The 25,658-nt window shown below is 67.2% G+C and carries 28 protein-coding genes; 2 read left to right on the forward strand and 26 right to left on the reverse strand.

The genetic code is table 11. The features are described 5' to 3' along the window. Window positions 1-241: 241 nt before the first annotated feature. From AABQ55_RS31440 to AABQ55_RS31465, 6 genes are all read right to left on the reverse strand, one after another. Complete coding sequence (locus AABQ55_RS31440; protein WP_272808834.1) at window positions 242-2,044, reverse strand: ABC transporter ATP-binding protein; 1,803 nt, start codon at window positions 2,042-2,044, stop codon at window positions 242-244. 2 nt (window positions 2,045-2,046) lie between these two features. After that, window positions 2,047-2,907 (reverse strand): ABC transporter permease, encoded by an 861-nt coding sequence (locus AABQ55_RS31445; RefSeq protein WP_133036218.1) that lies wholly within the window; start codon window positions 2,905-2,907, stop codon window positions 2,047-2,049. Next, entirely contained in the window at window positions 2,904-3,845 is a 942-nt protein-coding gene (locus AABQ55_RS31450; RefSeq protein WP_244769148.1) for an ABC transporter permease, read from the reverse strand. The genes AABQ55_RS31445 and AABQ55_RS31450 overlap by 4 nt, the downstream gene beginning before the upstream one ends. A gap of 19 nt (window positions 3,846-3,864) precedes the next feature. Then, a complete protein-coding gene (locus AABQ55_RS31455; RefSeq protein ID WP_272808835.1) occupies window positions 3,865-5,382 on the reverse strand; it encodes an ABC transporter substrate-binding protein in 1,518 nt (505 codons plus the stop codon). Between the two features lie 59 nt (window positions 5,383-5,441). Further along, the gene (locus AABQ55_RS31460) at window positions 5,442-6,923 is read right to left on the reverse strand and encodes a M81 family metallopeptidase (RefSeq protein ID WP_272808836.1); all 1,482 of its coding nucleotides are present in this window, start codon (window positions 6,921-6,923) and stop codon (window positions 5,442-5,444) included. 127 nt (window positions 6,924-7,050) lie between these two features. Further along, window positions 7,051-7,395: a hypothetical protein gene (locus AABQ55_RS31465; RefSeq protein WP_272808837.1), complete on the reverse strand. Its 345-nt coding sequence runs from the start codon at window positions 7,393-7,395 to the stop codon at window positions 7,051-7,053. A gap of 303 nt (window positions 7,396-7,698) precedes the next feature. Here AABQ55_RS31465 and AABQ55_RS31470 point away from each other — a divergent pair, with 303 nt between their 5' ends. Further along, a complete protein-coding gene (locus AABQ55_RS31470; RefSeq protein WP_244769063.1) occupies window positions 7,699-8,562 on the forward strand; it encodes a MurR/RpiR family transcriptional regulator in 864 nt (287 codons plus the stop codon). Between the two features lie 119 nt (window positions 8,563-8,681). Here the strand turns inward: AABQ55_RS31470 and AABQ55_RS31475 are convergent, their stop codons facing one another. The 15 genes from AABQ55_RS31475 to AABQ55_RS31545 all read right to left on the reverse strand — a co-directional run bounded on the left by AABQ55_RS31475 (window position 8,682) and on the right by AABQ55_RS31545 (window position 19,672). After that, the gene (locus AABQ55_RS31475) at window positions 8,682-8,981 is read right to left on the reverse strand and encodes a DUF6522 family protein (RefSeq protein WP_244769064.1); all 300 of its coding nucleotides are present in this window, start codon (window positions 8,979-8,981) and stop codon (window positions 8,682-8,684) included. Next, complete coding sequence (locus tag AABQ55_RS31480; RefSeq protein ID WP_244769065.1) at window positions 8,978-9,445, reverse strand: group III truncated hemoglobin; 468 nt, start codon at window positions 9,443-9,445, stop codon at window positions 8,978-8,980. Before AABQ55_RS31480 ends, AABQ55_RS31475 begins: the two co-directional genes overlap by 4 nt. Continuing rightward, a complete protein-coding gene (locus tag AABQ55_RS31485; protein ID WP_272808838.1) occupies window positions 9,442-10,227 on the reverse strand; it encodes a DUF2189 domain-containing protein in 786 nt (261 codons plus the stop codon). The genes AABQ55_RS31480 and AABQ55_RS31485 overlap by 4 nt, the downstream gene beginning before the upstream one ends. 15 nt (window positions 10,228-10,242) lie before the next feature. Beyond that, the gene (locus AABQ55_RS31490) at window positions 10,243-10,452 is read right to left on the reverse strand and encodes a hypothetical protein (protein WP_244769067.1); all 210 of its coding nucleotides are present in this window, start codon (window positions 10,450-10,452) and stop codon (window positions 10,243-10,245) included. After that, window positions 10,449-11,327 carry a cytochrome-c oxidase, cbb3-type subunit III gene (ccoP, locus tag AABQ55_RS31495; protein ID WP_272808839.1) on the reverse strand — a complete coding sequence of 293 codons (879 nt, stop codon included), beginning with the start codon at window positions 11,325-11,327 and terminating at the stop codon, window positions 10,449-10,451. The genes AABQ55_RS31490 and ccoP overlap by 4 nt, the downstream gene beginning before the upstream one ends. A 3-nt stretch (window positions 11,328-11,330) precedes the next feature. Beyond that, a complete protein-coding gene (locus AABQ55_RS31500; RefSeq protein WP_244769069.1) occupies window positions 11,331-11,501 on the reverse strand; it encodes a cbb3-type cytochrome c oxidase subunit 3 in 171 nt (56 codons plus the stop codon). A 4-nt stretch (window positions 11,502-11,505) separates the two neighbouring features. Next, a complete protein-coding gene (ccoO, locus tag AABQ55_RS31505) occupies window positions 11,506-12,237 on the reverse strand; it encodes a cytochrome-c oxidase, cbb3-type subunit II (protein ID WP_244769070.1) in 732 nt (243 codons plus the stop codon). A 2-nt stretch (window positions 12,238-12,239) separates the two neighbouring features. Beyond that, window positions 12,240-13,898, reverse strand: coding sequence for a cytochrome-c oxidase, cbb3-type subunit I (gene ccoN, locus AABQ55_RS31510; protein ID WP_272808840.1), 1,659 nt, complete (start codon window positions 13,896-13,898; stop codon window positions 12,240-12,242). A 20-nt stretch (window positions 13,899-13,918) separates the two neighbouring features. After that, window positions 13,919-14,362, reverse strand: coding sequence for an Rrf2 family transcriptional regulator (locus AABQ55_RS31515; protein WP_244769072.1), 444 nt, complete (start codon window positions 14,360-14,362; stop codon window positions 13,919-13,921). A 172-nt stretch (window positions 14,363-14,534) separates the two neighbouring features. Then, window positions 14,535-15,224 carry an MOSC domain-containing protein gene (locus AABQ55_RS31520; RefSeq protein ID WP_272808841.1) on the reverse strand — a complete coding sequence of 230 codons (690 nt, stop codon included), beginning with the start codon at window positions 15,222-15,224 and terminating at the stop codon, window positions 14,535-14,537. Further along, on the reverse strand, window positions 15,221-15,763 hold the full coding sequence (locus AABQ55_RS31525; protein ID WP_272808842.1) for a redoxin family protein: 543 nt from the start codon (window positions 15,761-15,763) through the stop codon (window positions 15,221-15,223). The genes AABQ55_RS31520 and AABQ55_RS31525 overlap by 4 nt, the downstream gene beginning before the upstream one ends. Window positions 15,764-15,909: 146 nt before the next feature. Beyond that, on the reverse strand, window positions 15,910-16,626 hold the full coding sequence (locus tag AABQ55_RS31530; protein ID WP_272808843.1) for a hypothetical protein: 717 nt from the start codon (window positions 16,624-16,626) through the stop codon (window positions 15,910-15,912). Window positions 16,627-16,661: 35 nt separating this feature from the next. Continuing rightward, window positions 16,662-17,309 carry a MarR family winged helix-turn-helix transcriptional regulator gene (locus AABQ55_RS31535; RefSeq protein WP_272808844.1) on the reverse strand — a complete coding sequence of 216 codons (648 nt, stop codon included), beginning with the start codon at window positions 17,307-17,309 and terminating at the stop codon, window positions 16,662-16,664. A gap of 167 nt (window positions 17,310-17,476) precedes the next feature. Next, window positions 17,477-18,871, reverse strand: coding sequence for a DUF4360 domain-containing protein (locus AABQ55_RS31540; RefSeq protein WP_272808845.1), 1,395 nt, complete (start codon window positions 18,869-18,871; stop codon window positions 17,477-17,479). A 204-nt stretch (window positions 18,872-19,075) separates the two neighbouring features. Beyond that, on the reverse strand, window positions 19,076-19,672 hold the full coding sequence (locus AABQ55_RS31545; protein WP_244769078.1) for a DUF4360 domain-containing protein: 597 nt from the start codon (window positions 19,670-19,672) through the stop codon (window positions 19,076-19,078). A 220-nt stretch (window positions 19,673-19,892) separates the two neighbouring features. Here AABQ55_RS31545 and AABQ55_RS31550 point away from each other — a divergent pair, with 220 nt between their 5' ends. Further along, window positions 19,893-20,150: a hypothetical protein gene (locus AABQ55_RS31550; protein ID WP_272808846.1), complete on the forward strand. Its 258-nt coding sequence runs from the start codon at window positions 19,893-19,895 to the stop codon at window positions 20,148-20,150. 9 nt (window positions 20,151-20,159) lie between these two features. Here the strand turns inward: AABQ55_RS31550 and AABQ55_RS31555 are convergent, their stop codons facing one another. From AABQ55_RS31555 to mtnK, 5 genes are read right to left on the reverse strand one after another with little or no spacing between them, the layout of a single operon-like run. Further along, window positions 20,160-21,278, reverse strand: a complete 1,119-nt coding sequence (locus AABQ55_RS31555) for a RuBisCO large subunit C-terminal-like domain-containing protein (RefSeq protein ID WP_244769080.1) — start codon at window positions 21,276-21,278, stop codon at window positions 20,160-20,162. Then, window positions 21,278-22,279 (reverse strand): transketolase family protein, encoded by a 1,002-nt coding sequence (locus AABQ55_RS31560; protein ID WP_272808847.1) that lies wholly within the window; start codon window positions 22,277-22,279, stop codon window positions 21,278-21,280. Before AABQ55_RS31560 ends, AABQ55_RS31555 begins: the two co-directional genes overlap by 1 nt. 2 nt (window positions 22,280-22,281) lie before the next feature. Further along, entirely contained in the window at window positions 22,282-23,217 is a 936-nt protein-coding gene (locus tag AABQ55_RS31565) for a transketolase (RefSeq protein ID WP_272808848.1), read from the reverse strand. A 4-nt stretch (window positions 23,218-23,221) separates the two neighbouring features. After that, window positions 23,222-24,316 (reverse strand): S-methyl-5-thioribose-1-phosphate isomerase, encoded by a 1,095-nt coding sequence (gene mtnA, locus AABQ55_RS31570; RefSeq protein ID WP_272808849.1) that lies wholly within the window; start codon window positions 24,314-24,316, stop codon window positions 23,222-23,224. Continuing rightward, on the reverse strand, window positions 24,313-25,584 hold the full coding sequence (mtnK, locus tag AABQ55_RS31575) for an S-methyl-5-thioribose kinase (RefSeq protein WP_272808850.1): 1,272 nt from the start codon (window positions 25,582-25,584) through the stop codon (window positions 24,313-24,315). The genes mtnA and mtnK overlap by 4 nt, the downstream gene beginning before the upstream one ends. Between the last annotated feature and the right edge of the window lie 74 nt (window positions 25,585-25,658).

A 25,658-nucleotide genomic window follows, 5' to 3' on the forward strand; every position in this document is an offset into this window, starting at 1 on the left:
AATCGGGGTTTTCGCGTGTGCTTTGCCCCTCATCCGGCCTGCCGGCCACCTTCTCCCCGCAAGCGGGGCGAAGGGGATATGCCGCACCGGTTTGCCCAACCAATACCCGTTCATGAGGCAAGTCCCCTCTCCCCGCTTGCGGGGAGAGGGTTAGGGTGAGGGGCAAACCTGCAGGATGCAAAAAAGCCCGCCGGCGCCTATAGCAACCGGCGGGCAGGCTGGGAGGATCCCCTGGAACGCGTCAGGCCGCCGCTTCCTGCACGAAATGCCCCGGCGACACCTCGCGGTAGGCGCGCTTCGGCGCCACGTAGCCGTGCGGGCGCAGCGGGCTCTTGATCTCCTCGTTGAGCGGCGGGTTGAGCTGGCCGCGCCGGGCGGGATCGGGGATCGGCACGGCGGAGATGAGGCGGCGCGTATAGGCGTGCTGCGGATTGTCGAAGATCGCCGCGCGCGGGCCGATCTCGACGATCTCCCCGAGGAACATCACGGCGACGCGATGGCTCATGCGCTCCACCACCGCCATGTCGTGCGAGATGAAGAGATAGGCGAGGCGGTGCTTCTCCTGCAGGTCGAGCAGGAGGTTGGAGACCTGCGCCTTCACCGACACGTCGAGCGCCGAGACCGCCTCGTCGGCGACGATGAGCTTCGGCTGCAAGGCGATCGCCCGGGCGATCGAGATGCGCTGGCGCTGGCCGCCGGAGAATTCGTGCGGATGCCGGTCGGCCATCGCCGCCGAGAGGCCGACCTGCTGCAGAAGCTCGGCCACCCGCTCCTTCGCCTCGCGCCGGCTTATCAGGCCGTGCGCCAGCATGGGTTCGGCAATCGCCGAGCCGATGGTGATGCGCGGATTGAGCGAGGCGAAGGGATCCTGGAAGATCATCTGCGAGGTGCGGCGCATGGCGCGCAGCGCCCCGGAACTGGCCTTGGCCACATCCTGGCCGTCCACGGAGATCGAGCCGGCGCTCGGATCGACGAGGCGCATGATGGCGCGGCCGGTGGTGGACTTGCCGCAACCCGATTCGCCGACCAGCGCCAGCGTCTCGCCGGGCTTCAGGTCGAAGGAGACGCCCTCGACCGCATGGATCTGCCCCTGCGGCAGCGCGAAGCGCACCGCGAGCTTCTCGACCTTCAGGATCGGCGCCACGCCGCCCGGAACGGGCGACGTCACGCGGCCGTCGCCGGCCTTGCCGGTGGCAGGGTCCACATCCGGGAAGCGGCGGGGCGCGGCGGCGTCGCCCATCGTGCCGAGGCGCGGGATGGAGGCGAGCAGCGCCCTGGTATAGACCGCCTTGGGCGCGGTGAAGATCTGCGGCGTCGGGCCGGTCTCGACCATGTCGCCGCGGAACATCACGAGGGTGCGGTCGGCGACCTCCGCCACCACGCCCATGTCATGGGTGATGAACAGCACGCCCATGTTCTCCTCGCGCTGCAATTCGCGCAGCAGGTGGAGGATCTCGGCCTGCACGGTCACGTCGAGCGCCGTCGTCGGCTCGTCGGCGATCAAGAGTTTCGGGCGGCAGGCGAGCGCCATAGCGATCATCACGCGCTGGCGCATGCCGCCGGAGAACTTGTGCGGATATTCGCCGAGCCGGCTCCTGGCAGCGGGGATGCGCACGCGCTCCATCAGCCGCAGGGCTTCCGCCTCCGCCGCCTTCCAGGAGAGGTCGCGGTGCAGCACCAGCGCCTCGGCGATCTGGTTGCCGATGGTGAAGACCGGATTGAGCGAGGTCATCGGCTCCTGGAAGATCATGCCGATCGTGCCGCCGCGCACCGAGCGCATCTCCGCCTCGCTCGCTTTCAGGAGATCGCGCCCCTCGAGCAGGATGCGGCCCTCGCAGCGCGCCCGGCCGGCGGGCAGCAGGCGCATGGTGGAGAGCGCGGTGACGCTCTTGCCCGAGCCCGATTCGCCGACGATGGCGACGGTCTCGCCGGCATTCACCTCGACGTTGATGTCGCGGATGACGGCGCGCCAGCCCTCGGCGGTCTTGAAGGAGGTCGTCAGGTTCTCGACCGAGAGCACCGGCCGCTTTGCAGTGTCCGTCATGGTCAGCTTTCCTTCGCAAGGCGCGGATCGACGAGATCGCGCAGCCCGTCGCCGAGAAGTTGCAGGGCGAGGACCGAGAAGACGATGGCGAGGCCCGGAAACACCATCAGCCAGGGCGCGTTGTTCATGTATTCGCGGCCGGAGGCGAGCATGGTGCCCCAGGTCGGCATGTCGGTGGAAACGCCGACGCCGAGGAAGGAAAGGCTTGCTTCCGCCAGCATGGCCGAGGCGAAGACGAAGGTCGCCTGCACGAGGATGGGCGAGGCGAGGTTGAGCAGGACGTGGCGCGTCAGGATCTGCCAGGTCGGCAGGCCCATGGCGACGGCGGCCTCGATATAGGGCAATTCGCGCAGCACCAGCGTCGAGCCGCGCACGATGCGGGCAAGGCGCGGCGCATAGGTGATGCCGAGCGCCAGGATCACCGTGGTGAGCGACGGCCCGAGCGCGGCGACGAGCGCGATGGCGAGCAGGATGTCCGGGAAGGACATCATGGCGTCGAGCAGCCGGGAGATCGGCGCGTCGAGCTTGCGGAAGAAGCCGGCGGCGACCCCCAGGATGACGCCGAGCACCGTGGAGATGCAGACGACGCCGAGGCTGACGAGCAGCGAGATGCGCCCCGCATAGATGGCGCGGGAGAAGATGTCGCGGCCGAATTCGTCGGTGCCGAAGACATGGGCAAGGGACGGCGCCTTCAGCTTGTTGACGATCGACAGCTTGTTCGGCGCATAGGGCGCGACCCACGGGGCGAGGACCGCCGCCACGAGCACGACGGCAAGGATGATCGCGCCGATGAGGATGGCCTTGTTGCGGAAGAGCCGCCGCAGGCTGGAAACGAGCGGCATGGAGAGGGAAGCGGTCATCATAGGCGCACCCGCGGATCGACGAGGATGTAGAGCATGTCGACGATGAAGTTGATCAGCACGTAGATCGCCGCGACGACGAGCAGCGTGCCCTGGATGACGGGATAGTCGCGGCGCAGCACGGCCGAGACCACGAGATTGCCAACGCCCGGCAGGCCGAACACGGTTTCCGTCACCACCGCGCCGGCAACCAGCATGGCGATGGAAAGGCCGATGACGGTGATGATCGGGATCAGGGCGTTCTTCAGCGCATGTTTCAGGATGACGCGCCGCTCGCTCGCCCCCTTGGCGCGGGCGGTGCGCACATAGTCGTCGCCCAGCACGTCCAGCATGGCGGCGCGGGTGAAGCGGGTGATCAGCGCCGAATTGACGATGCCGAGCGCCACGGCCGGCAGCACGAGATGATGCAGCCGCTCGAGGAAGGAGGTGTCCGGCCCGCCATAGCCGGAGGCCGGGAACCAGCCCTGGCCGACGGCGAAGACCTGGATCAGCATGAGGCCGAGCCAGAAGCTCGGCACGCTCGCCGCCACCATGGTCAGCGTCACCACGACCTGGTCGAACAGCGTGCCGCGCTTGACGGCCGACAGGATGCCGACCGGCAGCGCGATCGCCACCGCGATCAGGATCGAGAACAGCGTGAGGAAGAAGGTCGGCTCCGCCCGTGCGGCGAGCGCCGATGTCACCGGCTGGTCGAGGAAGATCGACTGGCCGAGATCGCCTTGCACTATACCCAGCACGAACTGGCCGTACTGGGCGATCAGCGGCGCGTCGAGCCCCATTTTCGTGCGCAGTTCGGCGATGTCCTCAGGGGTCGCGTCCGACCCCAGCATCACGGCGGCGGGATCGCCCGGCGTCACGCGGACGATGACGAAAACCACCGTCACGACGAGGGCGAGCACGATGGCCATGCCCCCCAGCCGTTTCAACAGTGCCCGGACGATCCTTGCCATGATAACCCCCTTACTGCTTCGGCGTGACGTTCCAGAAATGCGGCCAGTAGGTCGGCGTGTAGTCGGCTATGCCGGCGCCGACGCCCGTGACCGCGTTGAAATTGCCGACCTTGAAGAGCGGCGCATCGTCATAGATCACGGTCTGGATGCCCTCCCAGGCCTTCTGCTTGTCGGCGTCGGACACGGCGTCCATGTAGGCGGCGACGGCGGCGGCCTTCTGGTCGGAGACATACCAGCCCGGATAGCTGTCGGTGATCGTGTTGATCGTCGTCGGGTCGCCCGGGAAGTTGGAGTGGGTGATGAAGATGTCCCATTCCTTCGGGTCGGCGCGGCGGGTCGTCAGGGTCGCCCAGTCCACCACCTGCAGGTCGACCTTGAAGCCGGCGGCTTCGAGATAGGCTTTCGCGACCTCGCCGATCTTGTAGTGGAACTCGTACTGGCGGCTGGTCATCAGGCGCAGCGGCGTGCCGTCGTAGCCGGCATCCGCAAGCAGCTTGCCCGCTTCTTCCGGGTCGCCCTCGCCGTAGCGCGCGACGCCCGCCTCGGTGTACCAGAGCGAGCCCTTCGGGAAGATCGAGGCATCGACGCTGAAGAAGCGCTCGTCGGAGAAGGCGGCGAGCATCATGTCGTTCGGGTTGAGCGCGGCCTGCACGGCCTGGCGCAGCTCCTTCCTAGTGAGCAGGCCCTCCTTCATGTTCATGTTGAGCGAGGCCCAGCCGGTGTTCTCGTAGATCACGGCCTTCGCCTTGCCGCTCGCCTCGACGCGCTCATAGGCGCTGACGGGCAGCGAATCGGCAAAGTCGAACTGGCCGGAGATCAGGCCCTCGACGCGGGTGTTCGCGTCGGGAACCGGCACGAAGCGGATCTCCTTGGCGATCGCCACGCGCTTGCCGGCATAGTTGCTGGGCTCGCCCTCGGGGGATTTGTAGCCGTCGAAGCGGACGAGCTGGGTATACTGGTCGGGCTTGCGCTCCTTCAGCGCATAGGGGCCGGTGCCGACGAATTCGGTCAGCGTGTCGGCGATCTTCTCCGAGGGCATGATGACGGAGGCCTGCGAGAAGGTGGCGAGCAGCGGCGCATAACGCGACTTCAGCTTGACGACGACGGTGTTCGGCCCATCCTCGGAAAGGCTCTCCACCACTTCGGCGACCTGCTTGCCTTTGGAGTTGACGGCCATCCAGCGCGTCAGCGAGGCGATGACGTCCTTGGCGTCGAGGTCGCTGCCGTCGTGGAACGTCACCCCCTCGCGCAGCGGAATGCGATAGGTGAGGCCGTCCTCGGAAATCTCCGGCATGGCGAGCGCCAGCAGCGGCACGGAGCGCCATTCGTTGTCATAGGTGTAGAGCGTCTCGAAAATGTGCTGGTCGATGGTCAGCACGATGTCGGTCGCCGTCTGCATGACGTCGAGCGTCGGCGGCTCGCCGATGGTCGCGACGGTCAGGACGCCGTCCGTCGTCTGGGCGATGGCGAGGCTGCTGGTGCTGGCGAGCGCCGCCGCCAGCGTCATGAGAGCAAGTGCATTCTTCATCTGTATCCCTCTGGTTCCACATGGTTCATGTCCGCGCCGGCTCCCGTCCGGCGGGTGGTTCAGCTTTCAAGCCCGAGCGGATCCTCCACGCGTGGCCAGAGGTCGAGACTGGCCTTGCGATAGGCGGTGGTTGCCGGATCGGTCGGGTAGGAGGTCGGCGCGGCGACGTAGACGATCTCGGAGGAGACCGGCTGGAAGCCCGCATGGAAGTGGTTGGTGGACTTCACCAGCAGGAAGGCTTTCCTGGTAAAGTCGATGCCCTGGTTGGCGAAGATGTCGGGCTCGTAGGTCTGCGTGCGGCTGGTGATCAGCACGATGTCGATCGTCGTGCCGAGCGGGCGCACCACGGCCGCGGGCCCGAGCGTCACCCGGCTGTTGCGGAAGCTCTGCCAGCCGGCATCGAACACGGCTTCGACCGTGACTCGGAGGTCGAGCGGCTCGCCGCCCTCCGGCCCCGACTTGCCGCCGAGGCGCAACGCAAGCTCCGCTCCTTCCCCCGCCGCATGGCAGAAGGAGACGGCGATCGGGTCCCAGATCGTCGCCACCGCGACATTGTCAAAGCCCCGCGCCATCATGCGGCGCAGGATATAGGTCGCATCGCCCGCCACCCCGCCGCCCGGATTGTCCCAGACATCGGCGATGACGACGGGCATGTCCGGCCGTTCGTCACGCACGGCAAGCGCCCGGTCGAGCCCGGCCTCCGTGTCGAACATCGGCATCGCCGCCTCGCGGCGCAGGCCGTAGAGCTCATGGCCGAGCCTTTGCGCCAGCGCGTCGCCCTTCGCCCTGTCGCCGTCGGTGACGACGACGATGCGCGTGCCCATGTCCGGCACGTCGCCGGCCATGAAGCCGTGGATGACGGAGATGGAGAGGATGCCGTCCCTGCCCTCCATCGCCTTCAGCCGGTCGACGAAGGCGCGCATCGGCTCGCGGCTCGTCGGGTAGATGGTGATCATGCGGCAGTCGAAGGTGGAGATGACGGGGCGGATCTCGCCGCGCAGCGTGCGCAGCGCGAGCTCGACGACATGCTCGCCGCGCTCCTCGAAGTCGGTGTGCGGGAATTCGAGGAAGGTCGCCATCAGGTCGAGATTGGCGACGCGCCGGGCGGTGAGGTGGCTGTGCGGGTCGAACTCGGCGGCAACCAGTACGTCCGGCCCGACGATCGCGCGGACCCGCTCCAGGAGGTCGCCCTCCGGATCGTCATAACCCTGCGCCACCATCGCGCCATGCAGGCCGAGCACCACCGCATCGACCGGCATAGCGGCCTGCAGTTCGCCGAGGATGCGGTCGCGCAGGGTTTCGAAGGTTCGGCGCTGGATGAGGCCGGCCGGCTCGGCCCAGCAGGACGTGCCCTCGACGACGGCGAAGCCTTCCGCCCGGCCGCGCCGGCGCAGGATCGGTACGACGGAGGAGCAGAGCGTGGGCGTGTCGGGATGCTCGCCCGGGCCGGCATAGAACGCCGCCTTGAAGGCGTTCATGTCCGTGGGGACGGGCGAGAAGGTGTTGGTCTCGGTGGCAAGCGAGGCCGTGAAGATGCGCATGGGCGTCCGTTCCGCTGGCGTCCAGGCCGGCCGCTGCCCGGCCGTCATCGCCCGCCGCCTGTCGCGCCGGTGCCTGGCCGAACGGCGTGAACGCCGTGCTGTTGGATCGCAAAGTTCCCGTCAGTGATCATCGCTGGAGCGATGTAATTTGTTTTCTCGATAATGCGATAATTTCAGGGAAAGTCAATGGAGGGAGGGTGTTTGGCGGGTTATGCAGTAATCCGTTTTCTTGTTGGGCGAAAATGGGAGAAATTTTCATGGTATGCGCTTCGGCGGATGTGGCGCGGCCCATGGCGGTCGCTCCGAATCCCGCATCGATTTCAATCCGTTCCAGCACCGTTGCGCAGGCGCGGAAAAGGGGAGGAAAGCTTGGAAAACCGGGGGAAACGTGAAAATGGCACCGTGTTCGGGAGAGCTGATTTTCATCGATGATGGGCTTCTGTTCCGCGCCTCCCGTCGTTTTTCCTTCCATGCGAAAAAATTTTTCTGAAAAAGCGAGGCCGTCCGCCTGAAAATCCGTGTCGCGACACCCGCCTCGACCCACCCCTTCGTGAAAATCCGCCGTACTGCCGGTGGCCGCCGCCGTTAGTGCCTGGAGATCCGGGCCGTGCCGTGCAGGAGGACGGGAGGGCACCCCGGAACGGCCCGGCGAATTTCAGGCGCGGATCGCCAAGCCCATTGATGCCCGCCGGCACTGTGTTATGACTGGCAGACAAGAAATTCGTTTTCATTTGCGCGCCGGACCGACGCGCCGTGCAGGGGGAGGCAGCAGCCGATGGACCTTTTTCACGCCTTGTCGGATGAGGATGGCCGGCTGTCGGGGCTCGATCGCAAGCTGGCGCAGCTGGCCCTCGACGACGTCGATTTCGTCGTCAACTCGTCGATCGGCGAGCTGGCCGACCGCGCCGGGGTGTCGCCGCCGACCGTCACGCGCTTCTGCCGCCGGCTCGGCTGCAAGGGCTATCCAGACTTCAAGGTGCAGCTTGCCCGGCTCACTTATGTGGGCCTGCGTTACGTCAAGCCGGAAGTGCCGACCGAAACGCCCGAGGAAGTGGCCGAGGACATCATCGCCAAGGCGCAGAACGCCCTGTTCCAGCTGCATCGCCAGCTCGATTTCGCCTCGCTCGACATGGCGGCCCGCCTGCTGCGCGGCGCCGATTTCATCCAGGCCTTCGGGGCGAGCGGCAATTCGGCGATGATCGTCAACGAGCTGCACAACCGGCTCTTCCGGCTCGGATGTCGCATCAATGCCTCGAACGACCACAACATGAACGCGATGATCTCCGCGGCCGCCCAGCCGGGCACGGTGGTGTTCGGCTCCTCCTTCACCGGCCGCGACCCGGCGCTCGTCCACTGCCTCGAACTGCTGCGCCGGCGCGGCATCCCCACCATCGTCCTCACGCAGGGCGGTTCGCCCGTCGCGGCGGCGGCGGATGTGGTGATCGCCGTCGAGCTGCCGGAGGGCAAGAACATCTTCCGGCCCACCTCGACACGCTATGCCTATCTCGCGGTCATCGACATGCTGGCCAATCTCGTCGCCTATGCCGACCGGACAAAGGCGATGAAGACGCTGCGCAGCATCAAGGAGGAGCTGGTCAGCCGGCGCGACGGCGACGACCGCCAGCTGCTCGGCGACTGACGGGGCCGGCCGTCCTCCTGGAGAATTTCCGCTTTTCCTCGAATCGCGAAAACGCTCTATCTATTTGTTTTTACGCAATTCCGGACGCAAAACCGCTTCGCACTTTTGCTGGAATTGCTTTACCGCGAGGGTTTCGGCGCCCCGGCGGAAAGCACCTCGACGCGCTGCGTGCCGACAGTGCCGTCCGCCTCGACGACGGCCTGCCAGCGGCGGTTGCCGCAGCGCACGGACAGCCGCCAGCGCCCGGCATCCTCGCCTTCGCCGCGCTCGACGCGCGAGGCGACGAGGCCGCGGCGCATGTAGTCGCGCAGCGTCTGCGTCGGCCAGCCGAAACGCGCGGCGAGCATATCCGCCGGCAGGAGGAATTCTCCCGCTTCGTCCCGGCTGAGGACGAGGGGGCTGGCATCGGCTGCGCTCATGAGATTGCGTCCCGCGAAATTGGCGTGACCGCCAGGGAATCCTCGCCGCGGCTGAAGGCGATGGCGAGGCGGAAGGAATGGGCGATGCGCAAGGCCCGGTCGAGGAAGAGATCGGCGACCTCGGGCGGGCAGAGCCGCTCGACGGTCGCGCGGAACAGCGTGAGCCAACGGCGGAAATGCTGTTCCCCGAGTTCGGGTATGGCAAGGTGCGGCGGCAAGGGTCGGCCCTCGTAGCGGTCGGTGCGCAGAAGCGTTGCAGACCAGAAGTCGCACATCTTTGCAAGATGCACCGGCCATTCCTCCGGCGCGATCGCGCCGTCGAAGATCGGGCCGAGCAGCGCGTCCTTGCGGATCCCGTCGTAGAAACCGTGCACCACGGCATGGATCATCGCTTCGTCGAGCACCTCCGGCAGCGGCTTGCCGTCGATGACGATGGTGCGGTCGGGGGCGGGGCGGCCTCTCATCGGATCGCCCTGTAGCTGTGCCAGGTGCCATGGCCGAGCAGGGGGAAGATGACGATCAGGCCGAGGAACCCCGTCGCGATGGCGAGGACGGTAAGCGCCAGCACGATGGCGCCCCAGGCGAGCATGACCGGCAGGTTGCGGAAGGTGAGCGAAATGCTCGTGCCCATCGCGGTGAAGGCGTCCGTCTTCTCCGCCAGCAGCATGGGAATGGCAAAGGTGCTGATGGCGAAGGAGAAGGCGGCGAAGAGCCCGCCGACCGCCGTGCCGACGACGATCATGCCGAGCCCTTCCGGCGTGGAGACCAGCATGGCGACGACATGGTCGAGGCCGGGAAAGGGCCGGAGCCCGACGAAGAGCGCGTAGATGATGACGGCGGCGCGCATCCAGACCAGCATCAGCAGGCAGAGGATCGCGCCCGTATACCAGACCTGCGCGCCGGATTCGGTTTTCACGAAGATCATGCGCGCAAGGCTCGGCGTCACGCCCTCCTCGAGGTCCCGGCTCTTGCGGTAGAGGCCGATCGCCACCAGCGGACCGACCACCATGAAGCCGGCAAGCGCGGGGAAGAGGATATAGTCGAGCTCCAGGCGGAAGAGGCCCCAGACCACCGCCAGCGACAGGAGGAAGACGGCGAAGCCGTAGGCGAGACTCGGCAGCGGGTTGCGCCAGAGGTCGCGCCAGCCGGCGGCGAGCCAGCCGAGCGCCGCGCCGGCCGGCAGGTGGCGGCGGCGCTGTTCGGCGAGCGGCACGGGCGCGCCACCGGTCTTGTCGGTCGTTCCCATGATGTCCTTCCTCTCTCAGCAGGAGGGCCGCGCGGCGCGATACGCGCCGTCCCGGCCTTCCGTCTTCAGGTGTTGCACGCAATCGGGCTGGGACGTCAGCGCGACATGGACGAGATGCGCATTGGCGCCGGCAAAGAGCGCAAGGCCCGCCGCGACGATGAGGAACGCGGCGATCCGCCAGTTGATGCGCCCGGGCCGGCGCGCCTCGCTTGCCGCGCCGCTCATTGCCCGTCCTCCCCCAGCGTGCCGACATAGAGCGCCAGCAGCTTGATATCGACCGGCGAAAGGCGGCCGTCCCAGTGGGGCATGTGGCCCTGCCGGCCGGAATAGATCGAGGTGAAGACGCTCTGCGCGTCGCTGCCGTAGATCCAGGCGGCGTCGGTGAGGTCGGGTGCGCCGGCCTCCGTGCTGCCGCGGCCGTCCTCGCCGTGGCAGGCGACGCAATTGGCGGCGAAGACCGCCTTGCCCGCCTCGACCTCAGCCGTGTCGGCCGCGCCCATCGGCAGGGCGGAGAGCGAGCGCACATAGGCGGCGACGGCGCGCACCTGCCTGCCGTCGAGGATGCCGTCGCGGCCGAAGGCCATCATCTGCGAGACGCGCGTCTCCTCGTTGGTGGCGTTGATGCCGATGCGGATCGTCTCGGCGATGGTCTCCGGTTCGCCGCCCCACAGCCAGGCCTTCGCCGCAAGGTTCGGGAAGCCCGGCCCGCCGCTGCCGCGCGTGCCGTGGCAGACGGCGCAATTGTCGATGAAGAGCGTGCGGCCGGTCTCGCGCACATGCCGCATCAGGCCGTCGTCCGCGGCGATCTCCTGAAGGCTCGCCCCGGCGATGCGGCTCGTCCAGGCGGCGCGGGCCGCGGCGGCGTCCTCGACCTGCCGCGTCACGACATCGCGCTGGTCGATGCCGAGCAGGCCCTTCGTATAGGTGACGCCGAGCGGCCAGGCCGGCATCAGAATCCAGTAGCCGATGGCAAAGAGCGTGGTGACGGTGAGGAAGAAAACGACCACGCGCGGGATCGGCGTTTCCAGCTCCTCGATGCCGTTCCATTCGTGCCCGGTGGTGGCCCGTCCGGTGGCGGGATCGTGTCTTTCGGTTGCCATGCCCTAGTCCCCCGGCCGGTCGTCTTTGTCGAGAATGCTCTTCTTGGCGCGATCGAAACGCTTCCGGTTGCCCGGCCAGAGCGCGTAGATCACGACGCCCGCGGCGAGCGCGATCAGGTAGAAAAGCCCCCAGCTCTTGGCGAAGGCGACGACGCTGTTGTGCTCGATCTCCATAGCCTCACTCCGCCGTTGCCGTCTGCTGCTGCGCGGCCTGCGTCAGCTGGCCGACGATCTGGAGATAGGCGACCAGCGCGTCCATCTCGGTCAGGAGACCGGGATTGCCGTCGAAGGCGCGCACATTGGTCGCCTCGCCGTAGCGCTCGCTGACGCCGGAGGCGCCGGCATCGTCGGGATTGGCCTGTGCGCGGGCGTCGGCGGTGGCGTTCTCGATCATCGCGTCCGTATAGGGCACGCCGACGGCGCGCTGGGCGGCAAGGTGCGCGCCAAGATCGTCGATCCTCAGCGCGTTGCGCTTCAGCCAGCCGTAGCGCGGCATGACCGATTCCGGCACCACGTCGCGCGGATTGACGAGATGGGCGACATGCCAGGCGTCGGAATACTTGCCGCCGAGGCGGGCGAGGTCCGGGCCGGTGCGCTTGGAGCCCCAGAGCATCGGGTGGTCGTATTTCGATTCCACGGCCAGCGAATAGGGACCGTAGCGCTCCACCTCGTCGCGCAGCGTGCGGATCATCTGCGAATGGCAGGCATAACAGCCCTCGCGGATATAGAGGTTGCGGCCGGCAAGCTCCAGCGGCGTGTAGAGCCGCATGTCGGGCGCCTCCTCCACCGTCTCGTGGATGGTGAAGAGCGGGGCGATCTCGACGAGGCCGCCGATGGAGGCGACGCCGACGATGGCCAGCACGAAGCCGATGGCGTTGCGCTCGAGCTTGCGGTGGAAGAACTCCTTCATCGTCATTCTCCTGCCGGGGCCGCGCCGGCTTTACCGTAGAGGGGAACGTCGCCGGCGGGCTCCGCGGCGCGCGCCCTTCGCGCCATGCGGATCGTCATCCAGACGTTGAACGCGCAGACGACGGCGCCGCAAAGGAACAGCAGTCCCCCGAAGGCGCGGGCGATGTAATAGGGATGCATGGCGACGAGGCTGTCGATGAAGGAATAGGCGAGGGTGCCGCTGTCGTTGTAGGTGCGCCACATCAGGCCCTGGATGATGCCCGAATTCCACATGGCGAAGACGTAGACGACGGTGCCGGCAAGCGCGAGCCAGAAATGTACCTCGATCAGTTTCGGCGAATACATGCGCTCCTGCTTCCACATCCACGGCACGAGGGCGTAGAGCGAGCCGAAGGTGATCATCGCCACCCAGCCGAGCGCGCCGGCATGCACATGGCCGACGGTCCAGTCGGTATAGTGCGAGAGCGAGTTGACGGCACGGATCGCCATGAAGGAGCCTTCGAAGGTGGAGAGCCCGTAGAACACGGCCGCCACCATCATGAAGCGCAGGGTCGCGTCGTCGCGCACCTTGTGCCAGGCGCCGTTGAGCGTGGCGAGCGCGTTGCCGGCGGAGGCCCAGGACGGCACCAGCAGCACGATCGAGAAGGTCATGCCGAGGGTCTGCACCCATTGCGGCAGGGCGGTGTAGTGCAGGTGGTGCGCGCCCGCCCACATATACATGAAGGTGATGCCCCAGAAGCTGATGATCGAGAGGCGGTAGGAGAAGATCGGCCGCTCGGCGCGCTTCGGCAGGTAGTAGTACATCATGCCGAGGAAGCCGGCGGTCAGAAAGAAGGCGACGGCGTTGTGGCCGTACCACCATTGCGTCATGGCATCCTGCACGCCCGAGAAGAGCGAATAGCTCTTGGCATGGCCGAAGGAGACGGGCACGGCGAGGTTGTTGACGATGTGCAGCACCGCCACGACCAGGATGAAGGCCATGTAGTACCAGTTGGCGACGTAGATATGCGGTTCCTTGCGGCGCTGCAGCGTGCGGATGTAGATGAGGAAATAGACGACCCAGACGACGACCAGCCAGAGATCGGCATACCATTCCGGCTCGGCATATTCCTTCGACTGGGTCATGCCCATCAGGTAGCCGGTCGCGGCGATCAGACAGAAGAGATTGTAGCCGATCAGCACGAACCACGGGGCGAACTGGCCGGGCAGCCGCGCGCGACAGGTGCGCTGGAGCACGTGGAAGGAGGTGGCGATCAGCGCATTGCCGCCGAAGCCGAAGATGACGCCCGACGTGTGCACGGGCCTGAGGCGCCCGAAGCTCGCCCAGGCGCTGTCGACGAAGGTCAGCTCCGGCCAGGCGAGCAGCGCGGCCACCCAGACGCCGACGAACATGCCGGCCACCGCCCAGGCGAGCGACAGGATGATGCCGGCCCGCGTCGGATCGTCGTAATATTCGGAAAGCCGGCTTTCCGGCGGCTCCGGGTCGAACAGCGCGGACAGCACGGCAAAGCCGAGGCCGACGCTGAAGACCAGCACGATATAGCCGTGCACGGCCAGCGGATCGCCCCGCCCGGCCACCGCCATGGCAAGCCCCGTCAGGCCGAGCGCACCGAGCACGAAGAGGGCCAGATGCCGCTCCGAAACCGTCAATCCCGATATCATCGATCTCCCCCCTCCGTGTCTCACGCCGCTTCGGCAATGCCGAGCAGCGGCCCGAGCGCGGCCCTGTTGCGGACAATATCCTCGAGCGTGTATTTATCGAGAACAGCAAGGAATGCGGCGAGCGCCTCGTGCAGCATGCCCTTCAGCCGACAGGCCGGCGAGATGGCGCAGGCCCGCCCGCCCGCCTGCATGCATTCGGCCAGCGAGAATTCCTCTTCCGTTGCCCGGACCAGCGCGCCGACGGCGATCTCGGCGGGCGCCTTCGCCAGCTTGATGCCGCCCGCCCGCCCGCGCGTCGTCTCGACGAGGCCGAGATCGCGCAGGGTCTGCGCCACTTTCAGGAGATGGTTGCGCGAAAGCCCGTAGGCCTCGGCGACGTCGTTCACCGTGCACACGCGGTCCCGCCGCGTCGCCACGTAGATCAGCATGCGCAGGGCATAGTCCGTGTGAAGCGTCATCCGCATGGCATCGTCTCCCGGCCGGGGCCTTAAAAAAGTATTCTGGATACCACTTTTAGCGCAAGCCCCGCCCGGTCGAAAGTGCAATAGCGTCGCAGGTGCCGGGATATTGCGTGATCCAACGCCGAAGCGTTGCCGGTTCGGCGGGCAAGGCTGCAGGCAGCGGCGCTGCGGGATGTCAGCCGGCGCCGGTGAGGCGCTTCGTCCAGTCCTCGACCCGGTTGCTCTCCAGCCGTCGGGCGGCATGGGCGCGCCAGCCGTCGGCAAGGCGCTCGAGCGCGGCGATGCCGGCCAGTTCCGCGCGGTTGAGCGGATCGATGTAGAAGGCGCGCCAGATGCGTGCCAGCGTCCATTCCGGCGCGCGGCGCTCGCGCAGGACGAGGCGGTCGGCGGGCGAGACGGTGCCGGGCGTGAGCACCCGGTAGTACCAGCCGGTCCGCCCGCTCGATTGCACAAGGCGCGCCATCTCCGTCCGGCCGAAGCGCTCGTTCAGCTTCCAGCAGGGCTGCCGCCCCTGGCTGACCTCGATGACCGCGGTGCCGAGCTGGAAGACGTCGCCGATCGCCACCATGCGCTCCGTCAGCCCGGCCGTCGAAAGGTTCTCGCCGAAGGCGCCGGGGCCGGCAAGCAGCGGATGCGGCCCGAGATCGCGGGCCCAGTCGGCATAGTGCTCGAAGGGATAGTGGTGCACGGCCTTTTCCGGCCCGCCATGCCGCACCGTATCGCCCTGCCTGTCGCCGGCAAAACCGGTTTCTGAGAGATGGAGCGCATGGTGGACCGGCGCCTTCACGATGCCGCTCGGCACGCCGCGCGCGCCGAGCGGCGCGACGCCGCCGATGCGCAGGCTGAGCAATGCGACCTCCGTCATGGTTCGACGACCGGAGGCATCGGTGCCGCGCAGCGGTCGTCGGCGCAGGCGTCGTCCCCGGCTGCGGGCGCGGAAAGCGCCATGGCGATCCGCGCCCCGACGGCGATGTCGTCCTCCACGCCGAAGGCCTCGTGCAGGATGGTGCCGTCCCGGCCGATCAGCACGGAGGAGGGCGTTCCGCGCAGCCCGAAGCGCTGCATCGTCACCGGGATATCCGAGCCCTCTGCGGCCTTGTCGACGCCGACGGGCGATTTCAGCCGGTATTCGTGGAGAAAGGCCCTGAGGGTGACCGGCGACATGGCCGCATGGTGCTCGAAGACCGTGTGGATGCCGATGACCTGCAGGTCGGTGTGGGCGAAGACACGCTCGATGCGCTGGACCTGCGGAAGGGCCTGCGCCACGCAGCCGGGGCAGAGAAGCTGGAAACTGTGCAGGAAGACCGGGCGGCCGCGCAGGCCGGCGAGCGTCAGCGGAACCGGCGTGTTGAACCATTCGCTGACGGCCAGTTCCGGGGCAAGCGGCGTCTCAGGCGCGGTCATCGTCGCCTCCCTGCCGGCAAGCCTCGGCCGGGGCCGTTGCATCGCAGGGATGAGTAGGGGTAAATCTCGGCACGTTCTTTCCTTTCATTTGCCTGGAGGGGAGGAATGGCCGGTCCGGCAATGGCAGTTGCCGGACCGGCGCCGGATCATTCGGCCGGCACGACCTTGCCGGGCAGGCTGAGATCGCCCGAGGCGACCTTGAACACGTTGCTGACGCACAGCAGCGGTGCATGCAGGTTGCCGTTGACCTTTAGCCCCGCCGTCACGCCGTCGAAGGCGGCGCCCTTGATGCCGCCGATCAGCGACAGGGGAATGGCGACGTCCACCGTGTCGCCCTTGAAGCTGGTCGGGTATTCCGGGCTGTCGATGAGGAGCGGCACGCCGGGCCAGGTCTCCGGCACCTTCGGCGTGGTGCCTTCCGGAATGTCGATGACCTTGAGGCCGCCGCCGCAGGCCTTGTCCTCGGCCAGCACCACCCAGTGCGGATGCCAGACATGGCGGTTCTTGCCGCCCTTGGCCGCATCGTCGAAATCCGGATGGAAGGTGACGGCGAGCGCGACGATGCCCTGGCCCGCGTCGAAGCCGATCGCGCCGCTGTCGAGGCTCGTCGGCCAGACATAGGCATAGACGCTGGAGCCTTCGAACCTGCCCGTCGCGTCGGGCTTGTCCTTGCCGGCCTCGCCGCGCACGCGGGTGGTGAAGATCACGCTGTCGCCCCTTGTGACGATCGTCGTCTCGATGATGTCGAAGGCGGCCTCCACCGCTTCCGCCGGCTCCGCCTTGATGGAATGGGCCGAGGCTGTCGTCAGCCAGAACAGGGCCGTTCCGGCGGCGAGCGCGCCGGTTGCAAATCTGCCGAGCATGATGGTCTTCCTTTCGTTTGCCTGGAGGGTTGGAACTATCCCGCTTGGAATGCATCCCAGGTGGCAGCCCGGGATGCGGGATCGGCTTCATCGTGATCGCGGCAATCGACGCGCAGGTCGCGCTGGCCGAAGGCGGCATCGACGAAATGGCAGTGATGGGGGCGCGCGGCATCCGCATGCGCGAAGGGGGAGAAGTGGCGACAGGTCACGCACATGCGCTGGACGGGGATCGCCTCCGCCACCTGCAGGCGGCGGATCATCTTGATCAGCGTGAGGAGCAGGTCCTCCTGCTCGCGGTCATCGAGCGCGCCGAGGGCCGTGGCGGCTAGGCCGCCGCCGGTATCCGAGGCCTTGAGGATTGCAAGACCTTCCGCCGTCGGCACCACGCGCACCGCGCGCCTGTCGCCCGCCTCCGGCCGCTTCTCCAGACAGGCCTTGCGTTCCAGCGCATTGATCGAATCCGTCGCCGTCGGCTGCGAGACGCCGAGATGGGCGGCGATCTCGCGCACGCCGAGGCCGCCCGCCCCGCGTCCTTCCAGCAGCGTCAGGATGGCGAGCTGCGTCGGGTTGAGCCCGCTCGCCTTCGAGCGGTTCCACTCGTCGATGCGCATGGCCATGCCGACGCGGGAAAGGCCTTCGCGAAGGCGCTCGGTGATCGCATGGGGGTTCCTGGGCGTTTCCATGCGAAGAGTATATAGGAGTCCTATATATCTTCAAGTGCCGTGAGGATCGAACTGCCGGGGCGGGCGGCGGCCGATACGGATGAGGGAAGGGTGTTCCTGCCACGGGACGGCGCCGGGCGGTTCCGCCCGGATTATCACGTCGCGGTGGGCGCGGCGCCCGGATGGCGTCAGAACGACGCCTTCAGCTGGCCGCCGATGTTCCAGTCCGGCTTGTCGTTTTCGCGGAAGGTGGCGGAAACCGCGGTGTCGATCTGCCAGCGTTCGTCGAACTTCCAGCCGACGCGTCCGCCGAGCGTCGCGAAGTTCTGGTCGTCCGCCTTGCCCCTGGCATCGCCCACCCAGTCGACCGAGGCCTTTGCGCCATCCTTGCCGGCGAAGGTGCGGCCGACCGCGCCGAGGATCGTGTAGTCCAGCTTCTCGTCCAGCCTGCGGCTCCAGGCGAATTCCGCGCTCACCGTGTCGGAGGCCGAGCGGCCGCCCTTGATATGGCCCGCGAAGAGGTTCTTGCCGGACGCGTCCTCGTCATAGCCGTCGAGGTCGAGCCAGGCGCGGGTGAAGCGGGTGGAGAGCGCGAATTCGTTCGCTGCGTCCGGCGCATAGATCACGCCGGCCCGGCCATAGGCGCTGAACAGCGAGCCGGAGGCGTTGCCGCTGGCAAGGACGATCGAATCGAGGTTCTGGTAGCTGCGCGAGAACGAGGCCGAGATGTCGGGCGATCCCCAGGCGCCGACTTCGCCGAAGGCGCGCCAGGTGGCCTGCGGGCTGGTATAGCGCACCGCGCCGGCGAAAAGGCCGAGCGTGTCGAGCGCGACATCGGTGCGGTTCGCATGCACCACGGCCGCGCCGCCGAGAACGCTGACGCCGCTGCCGGCCTCCCAGCGTCCGTTGAAGCCGGCCGCGGCATCGGAGCTCGCGAAGGCGGCGACATAGCTGCCCTCGTCGAACCGGCTCTGCTGGCCGAGCAGGTTCTGCGCGGTGTCCATGAGGTCGAGCGCGATGGACTGCCGCTGGCGGGCGATCTGGTCGAGCGAGGCGACCACCGAGGCGGTGGTGGTGTAGCCGATGCGGGCGAAATCGATGGAATCGATCGCCAGCGTGGATTCGAAGCCGTTCTCGTCGAGCGGCCCGGTCGCGCCGAGGATCACGGCGAGGTCGAGCGTCTCCGAGCCCGAAACGCCCACCCTGTCGGAAATGGCGACATCGTCCTGCAGCGGGCCCTTGATCTCGTATTGCAGGATCTGCTTGCCGTCCTGCATGGTGCGCAGCGAGGCGGTCTGGCCATCCTCGGTCGTCGCGAAGCCGCGATAGTCCACGGCATAGACCGTGTGCCCGCCCGGCTGGGTGACGGGTACGGAGAGCCTGCAGGTGGTGGTCGTGCGCCTCTTGCCCGATGCGCCGCCCGCCATCGCGGAAAAATCGTCGAAGAGAATGCTCGTCGCGTTGCCGTCGGGCGAATGCGTTGCGGAAAACGTCCCGTCCGCACAGCCGTTGGCCGCATGGGCAAGCCCCGGAAGCGGGACCGTGGCGGCGGCGAGGAGGGCGAGGCGGACCGGAAGACGCATGTAAAAACTCCCTGGATGGAGGCCGGGCGGCGCGGGCGCCGCCCGGTTCATGAAGGCGAAGGATAGGGCGTTTTCCCGTTCAGGAAACGCGTCCTGCCGGACTTAGAGCGTTTCCGCTTTTCTCCGAATCGCGAAAACGCTCTAACCCTTTGCTTTGCCGCATTTCCGGACGCAAAACCGCTTCGCACTTTTGCTGGAAATGCTTTAGCGGCACTTGCGCCACTGCAGACGGTAGATGATCGCGGCCTTGACGTCCTGCGTGTCGACCGTCGCCATGGCTTCCTGGCCGCGGTTGGTGTTGACGCGGATGCTGGAATTGGTGCGCAGGTTGACGTCCTCGCCGCAGGCCGACCAGACCAGCGATTCGGCCGTCAGCTTGTTGGAGATCAGGTAGTCCTTCTCCTGCGGGCCGGTGAAGGTCTGGCGGAAAGCCGGGCCGCGCGTGCCGGCGAAGAAATATTCGACGTTGAACTGCGAGCGGGCGCCGCGCGGCAGCTGGTTGAAGCCGCGATAGTCGATGGCGAGCACCGAGACGCTGCGGCCCTGCGGCACATGGACCGGGATCGCGACGTTGCAGGTCTTGCGGTCGAAGGACTTTCCGGTCTCGCCGCCGGCTTCCACGACATATTCGTCGAAGAGAAGGCTGAGCGCCTTGCCGTCCGGGCTCAGCGTCGCCGCGACGCTGTTGGCCGGGCAGCCGCTGCCGCCGTAGCCGGGCGTGCCGAGCGAGATGTCGTCCGTCTGCGCCTGCGCAGCCGTGGCAAGAAGAAGAGATGCAAGCAGGATACCAGCGGTTTTCATGGAATTTCCTCGATTTCGAACCGAACCTGACGTTCGTTTCAATGAATGACAGCGGCGACCTGAACCGTCCCTGAGCACTGCGTTCATTCTGGAGTCATCCGGCTTGTGCCAATCTGTACGCTGCGCAGTTAACAGCGTTTTAAAGAAAAATGTCCGTAAACGAGCCTTTAGAGGGCAAAACCGTGGCAGGCCCGGCCTGCCCGAGGCGAGGAGAGCCCAGATGCGTGTTGTCCCGGCCATTCCAGGAATGCTCGTGATCATGCTGGCCGCCGGCACGGTGCTTGCCGGCTGCACGACGGAGCATGCGGCGGATGTGCGCCCCGGCTATTCCGGCGCGGTCTCGCCGGCTATGCGCGCGCACCAGCGGCGGCAGGCGATCCGCGCCGAGGAGGGCGGCTACCGGCGGCTCTACCGGCCGCGCGACTGCCGCTACGGCGCGCGCAATTGCGGCGGCTATGCGACGTTCGACCCGTCCTGATCCGTAAGGTCAGGCATAGACCGCCTCGGCGAGACGCCGGCAGCCGTCGACAAGGTTCGGCTCCTGCAGCAGCGCGCCGCCGACAAGATACATGACGTCCTTGCCATAGACCGCGCGCATCTCCGGCACGCGGGCGAAATTCACGCCGCCGCCCGGCGCCGGGACGCTCGCCTTCGGCCCGTCCATCTCCGCCGCGCAGGCCTGCGCGATCGACCGGCATTCCTCGCGGGTGAAGCCGAAGCGGCCGCCGAAATTCGGAAAGACCACGGCGTCCGCGCCCATCAGCCGGTGCAGCACGCCGTAGAAGGCCCGGTGCGAGAAACCGCAATCCGGCGAAACGACATTCGCGCCGGAAAAGGCGGGATGCGCGACGATGGGCAGGGAAAAATCCGGATCCGCGGCCAGCGTGCGCGCCACGTCGTAGCCGGCAAGCGCCGGGGCGATCATGACGGCGCCCGCGCCGGCGGCCTCCGCTTCCTTCGCCCTTTCGAGGACGGCGTCGGCCGGGCCGGTGATGTTGGGCACGAAGCTGGTCCGTCCGCCGCTCTTCGCATTCGCCTCGCCGACGGCCTCGACGCAGGCCTTCAGCCGCTCGGAGAAGGGCGCGGTCCTCTGGTCGACGAGGCCGTGGTCGTCCTTCACATAATGCATGCCGCCGAGCGCGAAATCATGGGCAAGGCGGGCCAGCGCGGCCGTGGAAAGGCCGACGGGCTTGATCGCCGACATGAGGAGCGGGATATCGCCGATGCCCGCGCGGGCGCGAAGCCCCGCAATGCCATGACGCGGCCCCTTGCAGAGCGAAAGAATGCCCGGCGAAAGGCCGATATCCTCGACCTTGAGGCCCGGCTTGATCGAGCTGTTGCCGAAGACGATGTTGAGGAACTGCAGGAAGTCGCCGCCGACATCGTCCTCGGAATAGGAGATCGTCGCGAGAAAGCCCGCCCGCCCGTCCGGGGCCTGCTCCAGCGTTTCCAGCCTGCCGAGGATCTCGTCCTCCACATAGCCCTTCGGCACCACGTCGCGCGGGATCTCGACCGTCTGCTCCAGCGCGATGTCGAGCGCCCGGGCCCGGGCCTCCGCCGCATCGGCCGCGCGGACGAAGTAGCGGACGGTGAAGCGCGGCGCCATCAGAGCGCCTCGGCCTTCTGGGCCGAATGCACGTGATCGAGGCGCACCTCCGCCAGTTCCTCCTCGCCGATACCGAGCGTCTTGCCGAGCAGTGCCTCGATGGCGGTGACGAGCGCCCCGGCGTCGAGCCCGTATTTCTTCATGAGATAGGGTTTCGATGCGCCGTGCGCGAAAGTGTCGTCGAGGCCGAGGCGCTTGAGGCGGATGCCCAGCCCCTCCTCGGCGAGGATTTCCGCCACCAGCGAGCCGAGGCCGCCGACGATTGTGTGGTTCTCCAGCGTCACGATGCCCTTCTTTCCGCGGGCGGCCTTCAGGAGGCCCGCCCGGTCGAAGGGCTTCAGCGTCGAGGCGTGCAGGTGGTGCACGCCGACGCCGCGCGTCTTCAGCGGCTGGATCGCACGCAGGGCCTCCTCCGTGCAGACGCCCGAGGAGACGACGAGAATGTCGTCGCCCTCCGAAAGCGTGCGCAGCCGGTTGAATTCGAAGGGCGTCGAGAAGAGGCGGGGCACCTCGCCGCGCAGGACGCGCACATAGACCGGCCCGTCTATGCTGTCGGCGACCTCGAGCACGGTCTCGACTTCCGTCGCGTCCCCCGTCTCGAGGATCGTCATGTTCGGCACGGCGCGCAGCACGGCGATGTCCTCGATCGCCTGGTGCGTGATGCCGCCGGGCGTGGTGATGCCGGGCAGGAAGCCCATCAGCCGCACCTTGCGGTTGGAATAGGCGATGGAATTGATCAGCTGGTCATAGGGCCGGCGATAGAGGAAGACCGAGAAGGTGTGCAGGAACGGCCGGAACCCCTGCATGGCGAGGCCGCCGGCGAAGGAGAGCATGTTCTGCTCCGCCATGCCGAGCGACAGGAACTGGTCCGGATGCCGGTCGCGGAACCCGTCGACCTCGCAGGACGAGGTGAGGTCGGCGGAAAGGCACAGAACCTCCGGCCGCGCGCTGGCGAAGGCCTCGAACGCCCTGGCATAGGGACGGTTGACGATCTCGACCATGGTCAGGCCCCTTCCATCGCGTTCACGTCGACGCCGAGCTCGGCGGCGAGCGCCGCCTGCATTTCCAGCCGTTCCTCGGTGCTCTTGAAGCGAACGTAGTGGAGGCGCGGGAAACGCTTCTTCAGAAAATCCATGCCCTGATAGGGCGAGGTGTTGGCGAGGATGACGAGCGGCTTGCCGGCCTCGGCGCTCTCCGCCGCAGCGCGGAGCGCTGCAAGATCGTGGCCGTCCACCGAACGGCAGGTGACGCCGAAGGCGGCGACGCGGGCGGCAAGATCGCCGAGATCGAGCACGGAGGACATCGCCCCGTCGCATTGCTGGCGGTTCACGTCGACGATGACGCGGATATTGTCGATCCCGTGGTAGCTCATCGCCGCAAGGCATTCCCAGGTCTGGCCCTCCTGGAACTCGCCGTCGGACATGTAGACCCAGACCTTGCCGGGTTCCTTTTTCCTGAGCCGCGCCCAGGCGACGCCGGAGGCCATGGAAAGGCCCTGCGCCAGCGAGCCCGTCGTCACCTCCATGCCGGGGCTGTGCTCGGCGCCGATCATCTCGACCGAACCGCCGTCCTTGTTGAAGTGGTCGAGCGCGTGCTCGTCCATGCGGCCCGTCTCGATCAGCGCGGAATAGATGACGAGCGCATAGTGGGCGGGCGAGATGAAGAAACGGTCGAAGTCCGGCCCGGCCGGGCCATGGTAGCCCGCGCCGGTGAAGGCGTCGGGATTGTGCGCCGAGGGCACGCCGCGGAACGGCAAGGGCACCTTGGGCAGCGTGGGTTCGCCGAGCGTCAGAAGTTCGTTGTAGAGCAGCGCCAGGCTCTCGGCGGCCGAGCAGGCCTGGCTGAGATAACCGCCATTGTTCTTCATCGTGTGGAAGAAGACGCGTCGGCGGATGCCGAGCGCGATGTCCCCGGTGGATTTTTCGTTCGCAAGGCTCATCGTCTCAGCTCCGTTCGGGAAAGAGCGCCTTCAGGCCCTCGGGCGAGGGCGTGGCGATGCCGCGCTCCGTGATGAGGCCGGTGATGAGGCGCGCGGGCGTGACGTCGAAGGCGGGGTTCGCCGCCGGGCTGCCCTCCGGCGAGATGCGCACGCTGGCGATCGAACCGTCGCTGGCGCGGCCCTGCACGAAGCTCACCTCGTCGCCGGCCCGCTCCTCGATCGGGATTTCCCGGATGCCGTCCCCCACCGTCCAGTCGATGGTGGGCGAGGGGAGCGCCACATAGAAGGGCACGTTGTTGTCGCGCGCGGCGAGCGCCTTCAGGTAGGTGCCGATCTTGTTGCAGACGTCGCCGTTCGCCGTGGTGCGGTCGGTGCCGACGATCACCAGGTCGACGTCGCCGTGCTGCATGAGATGGCCGCCGGCATTGTCGACGATCAGCGTGTGCGGCACGCCATGGCCGTTCATCTCCCAGGCGGTGAGGTAGGCCCCCTGGTTGCGCGGCCGCGTCTCGTCGACATAGACGTGGACGGGAATGCCTTCCTCGACGGCCATGTAGATCGGCGCGGTCGCGGTGCCGTAGTCGACGGTCGCCAGCCAGCCGGCATTGCAATGGGTGAGGATGCGCACCGGCTCGCCCGGCTTTTTCTTCGCCGCGATCTCGCGGATCACGTCGAGGCCGTTCGCACCGATGGCGCGGTTGAGCTCGACATCTTCTTCCGCGATCTCCGCGGCGCGCGCATAGGCGGCGGCCGCGCGCTCGCCTTCCGGCAGTGGGCGAAGGTGTTCGCGCATCGCGTTCAGCGCCCAGCGCAGGTTGATGGCGGTCGGGCGCGTTTCGTTGAGCTCTTCCCACACGGCGTCGAGATGCGCATCCGACGGGTCCTTCGCCATGGCGATGGCGACGCCATAGGCGGCGGTGACGCCGATCAGCGGCGCGCCGCGCACCCACATGTCGCGGATCGCGGTGGCGATGTCGGCGACGGTCGTGAGCGTCACGACGCGGAACTCGTGCGGCAGCCAGCGCTGGTCGATGATGTCGACCGAGCGGCCGTCCTCGTTCAGCCAGATCGTATGGTAGTGGCGTTCTCCGACTTTCACGCGAGGATCTCCTTTTCAAGCCGCTCCACGGTCTCGCGGATGTCGCGGAGGCTGTGGATGCGCTGCCGGTTGACGGCGAGGTGACGCCCGAGCTTCAGCGCCCTGGTCTCGCAGGGCGCGCGGCGGTCGGGGTCGGCGATGGTTTCGAAATCGGCGTTGTGGGCAAGGCCCAGGATGCGGCGATGGATCTCGATGCCGGCGAAACCCAGCATCTCGCGCCAGATCTCGTCGATGACGATGGCGAGCGCCTGCTCGGCGGCGAGCGGGTCGCCACGGTCCTCGAAGAGGCTCGACTGATAGAGGATGCCCTTGCGCTCCGTGTGCCAGAGATGGGCGAATTCGGCCCGGAACGTTTCCCAGAGCGTCTCGATCGTATCGAGCAGATAGGCGCGCATGCCGTCGCGCGCGCCGGGCGCCGTCTCATGGCCGGCTTGCGAAAAATAGCTCATCCAGAAATTGGCGATCAGCATGCCGACGTCGAAGCTGATCGGGCCGTAGAAGGCGAATTCCGGGTCGATGACGCGCGTCTCGTCGTCCGTCACCATGACGGAGCCGGTGTGCAGGTCGCCATGGCAGAGCGTTTCGGCCTTGGCGGAGAAGAGATGCTTCAGCCGTTGTGCCTCCACCTTGAGGTCGCGGTCGGCGCGCAGCTCCGCCACGATCGGGTCGAGCTGCGGCGTGGTGTGGCGGTTGAGCGCCGCCTCGAAATAGGGATCGGAAAAGACGAGGTTTTCCGTGATGTCGCAGAGCTCGACATTATCGGCGAAGAGCGCGAGGTCCGCCTTCTTCTCCCGCGTTGCCATGGAAAGGTCCGAGCCGCGGAACAGCGTGCGGGCGGCAAAGAGCCCGAGGTCGCGGCCGATCCTCGGCGGTTCGCGCCCGTCGATCAGCGCGCGGCGCAGGATGACGTGCGGCGTCAGGTATTCCATGACGATGAGCGCCTGCGCCTCGTCGAAGACGTAGATTTCCGGCACCATGCCCGGATCGCGCGCGGCCTGCCGCGTCAGCGCGTGATATTCGAAGAAGGAGCGCTTGAGCGGCAGCGGCCAGCTTTCGCCGACGAGCCGCACATAGGGCAGCGCCTGCTTGACGATCGCCGCGCCCTGATCCCCCGTCACGATGAAGACGAGGTTGAGGTTGCCGTCGCCGACCTCCCTGACGCTCCAATGGGACGAATCCGCCCCGATTTTCGCCTTCAGGACGGCGTTGCCGCCCAGCCGATCCGGCAATGTCTCGACGCTCAGCGCCGTGAAGACCTGGCTTTCCATATGCTTCTCCTCCGCGACGGGACGCGGCCTCCGCCGCCTGTCGTCCCACCATCCTTGCGCACAGCTAAGGCAGC

Source organism: Shinella sp. WSD5-1 (assembly GCF_963942435.1).
Lineage (GTDB): Bacteria > Pseudomonadota > Alphaproteobacteria > Rhizobiales > Rhizobiaceae > Shinella > Shinella yambaruensis.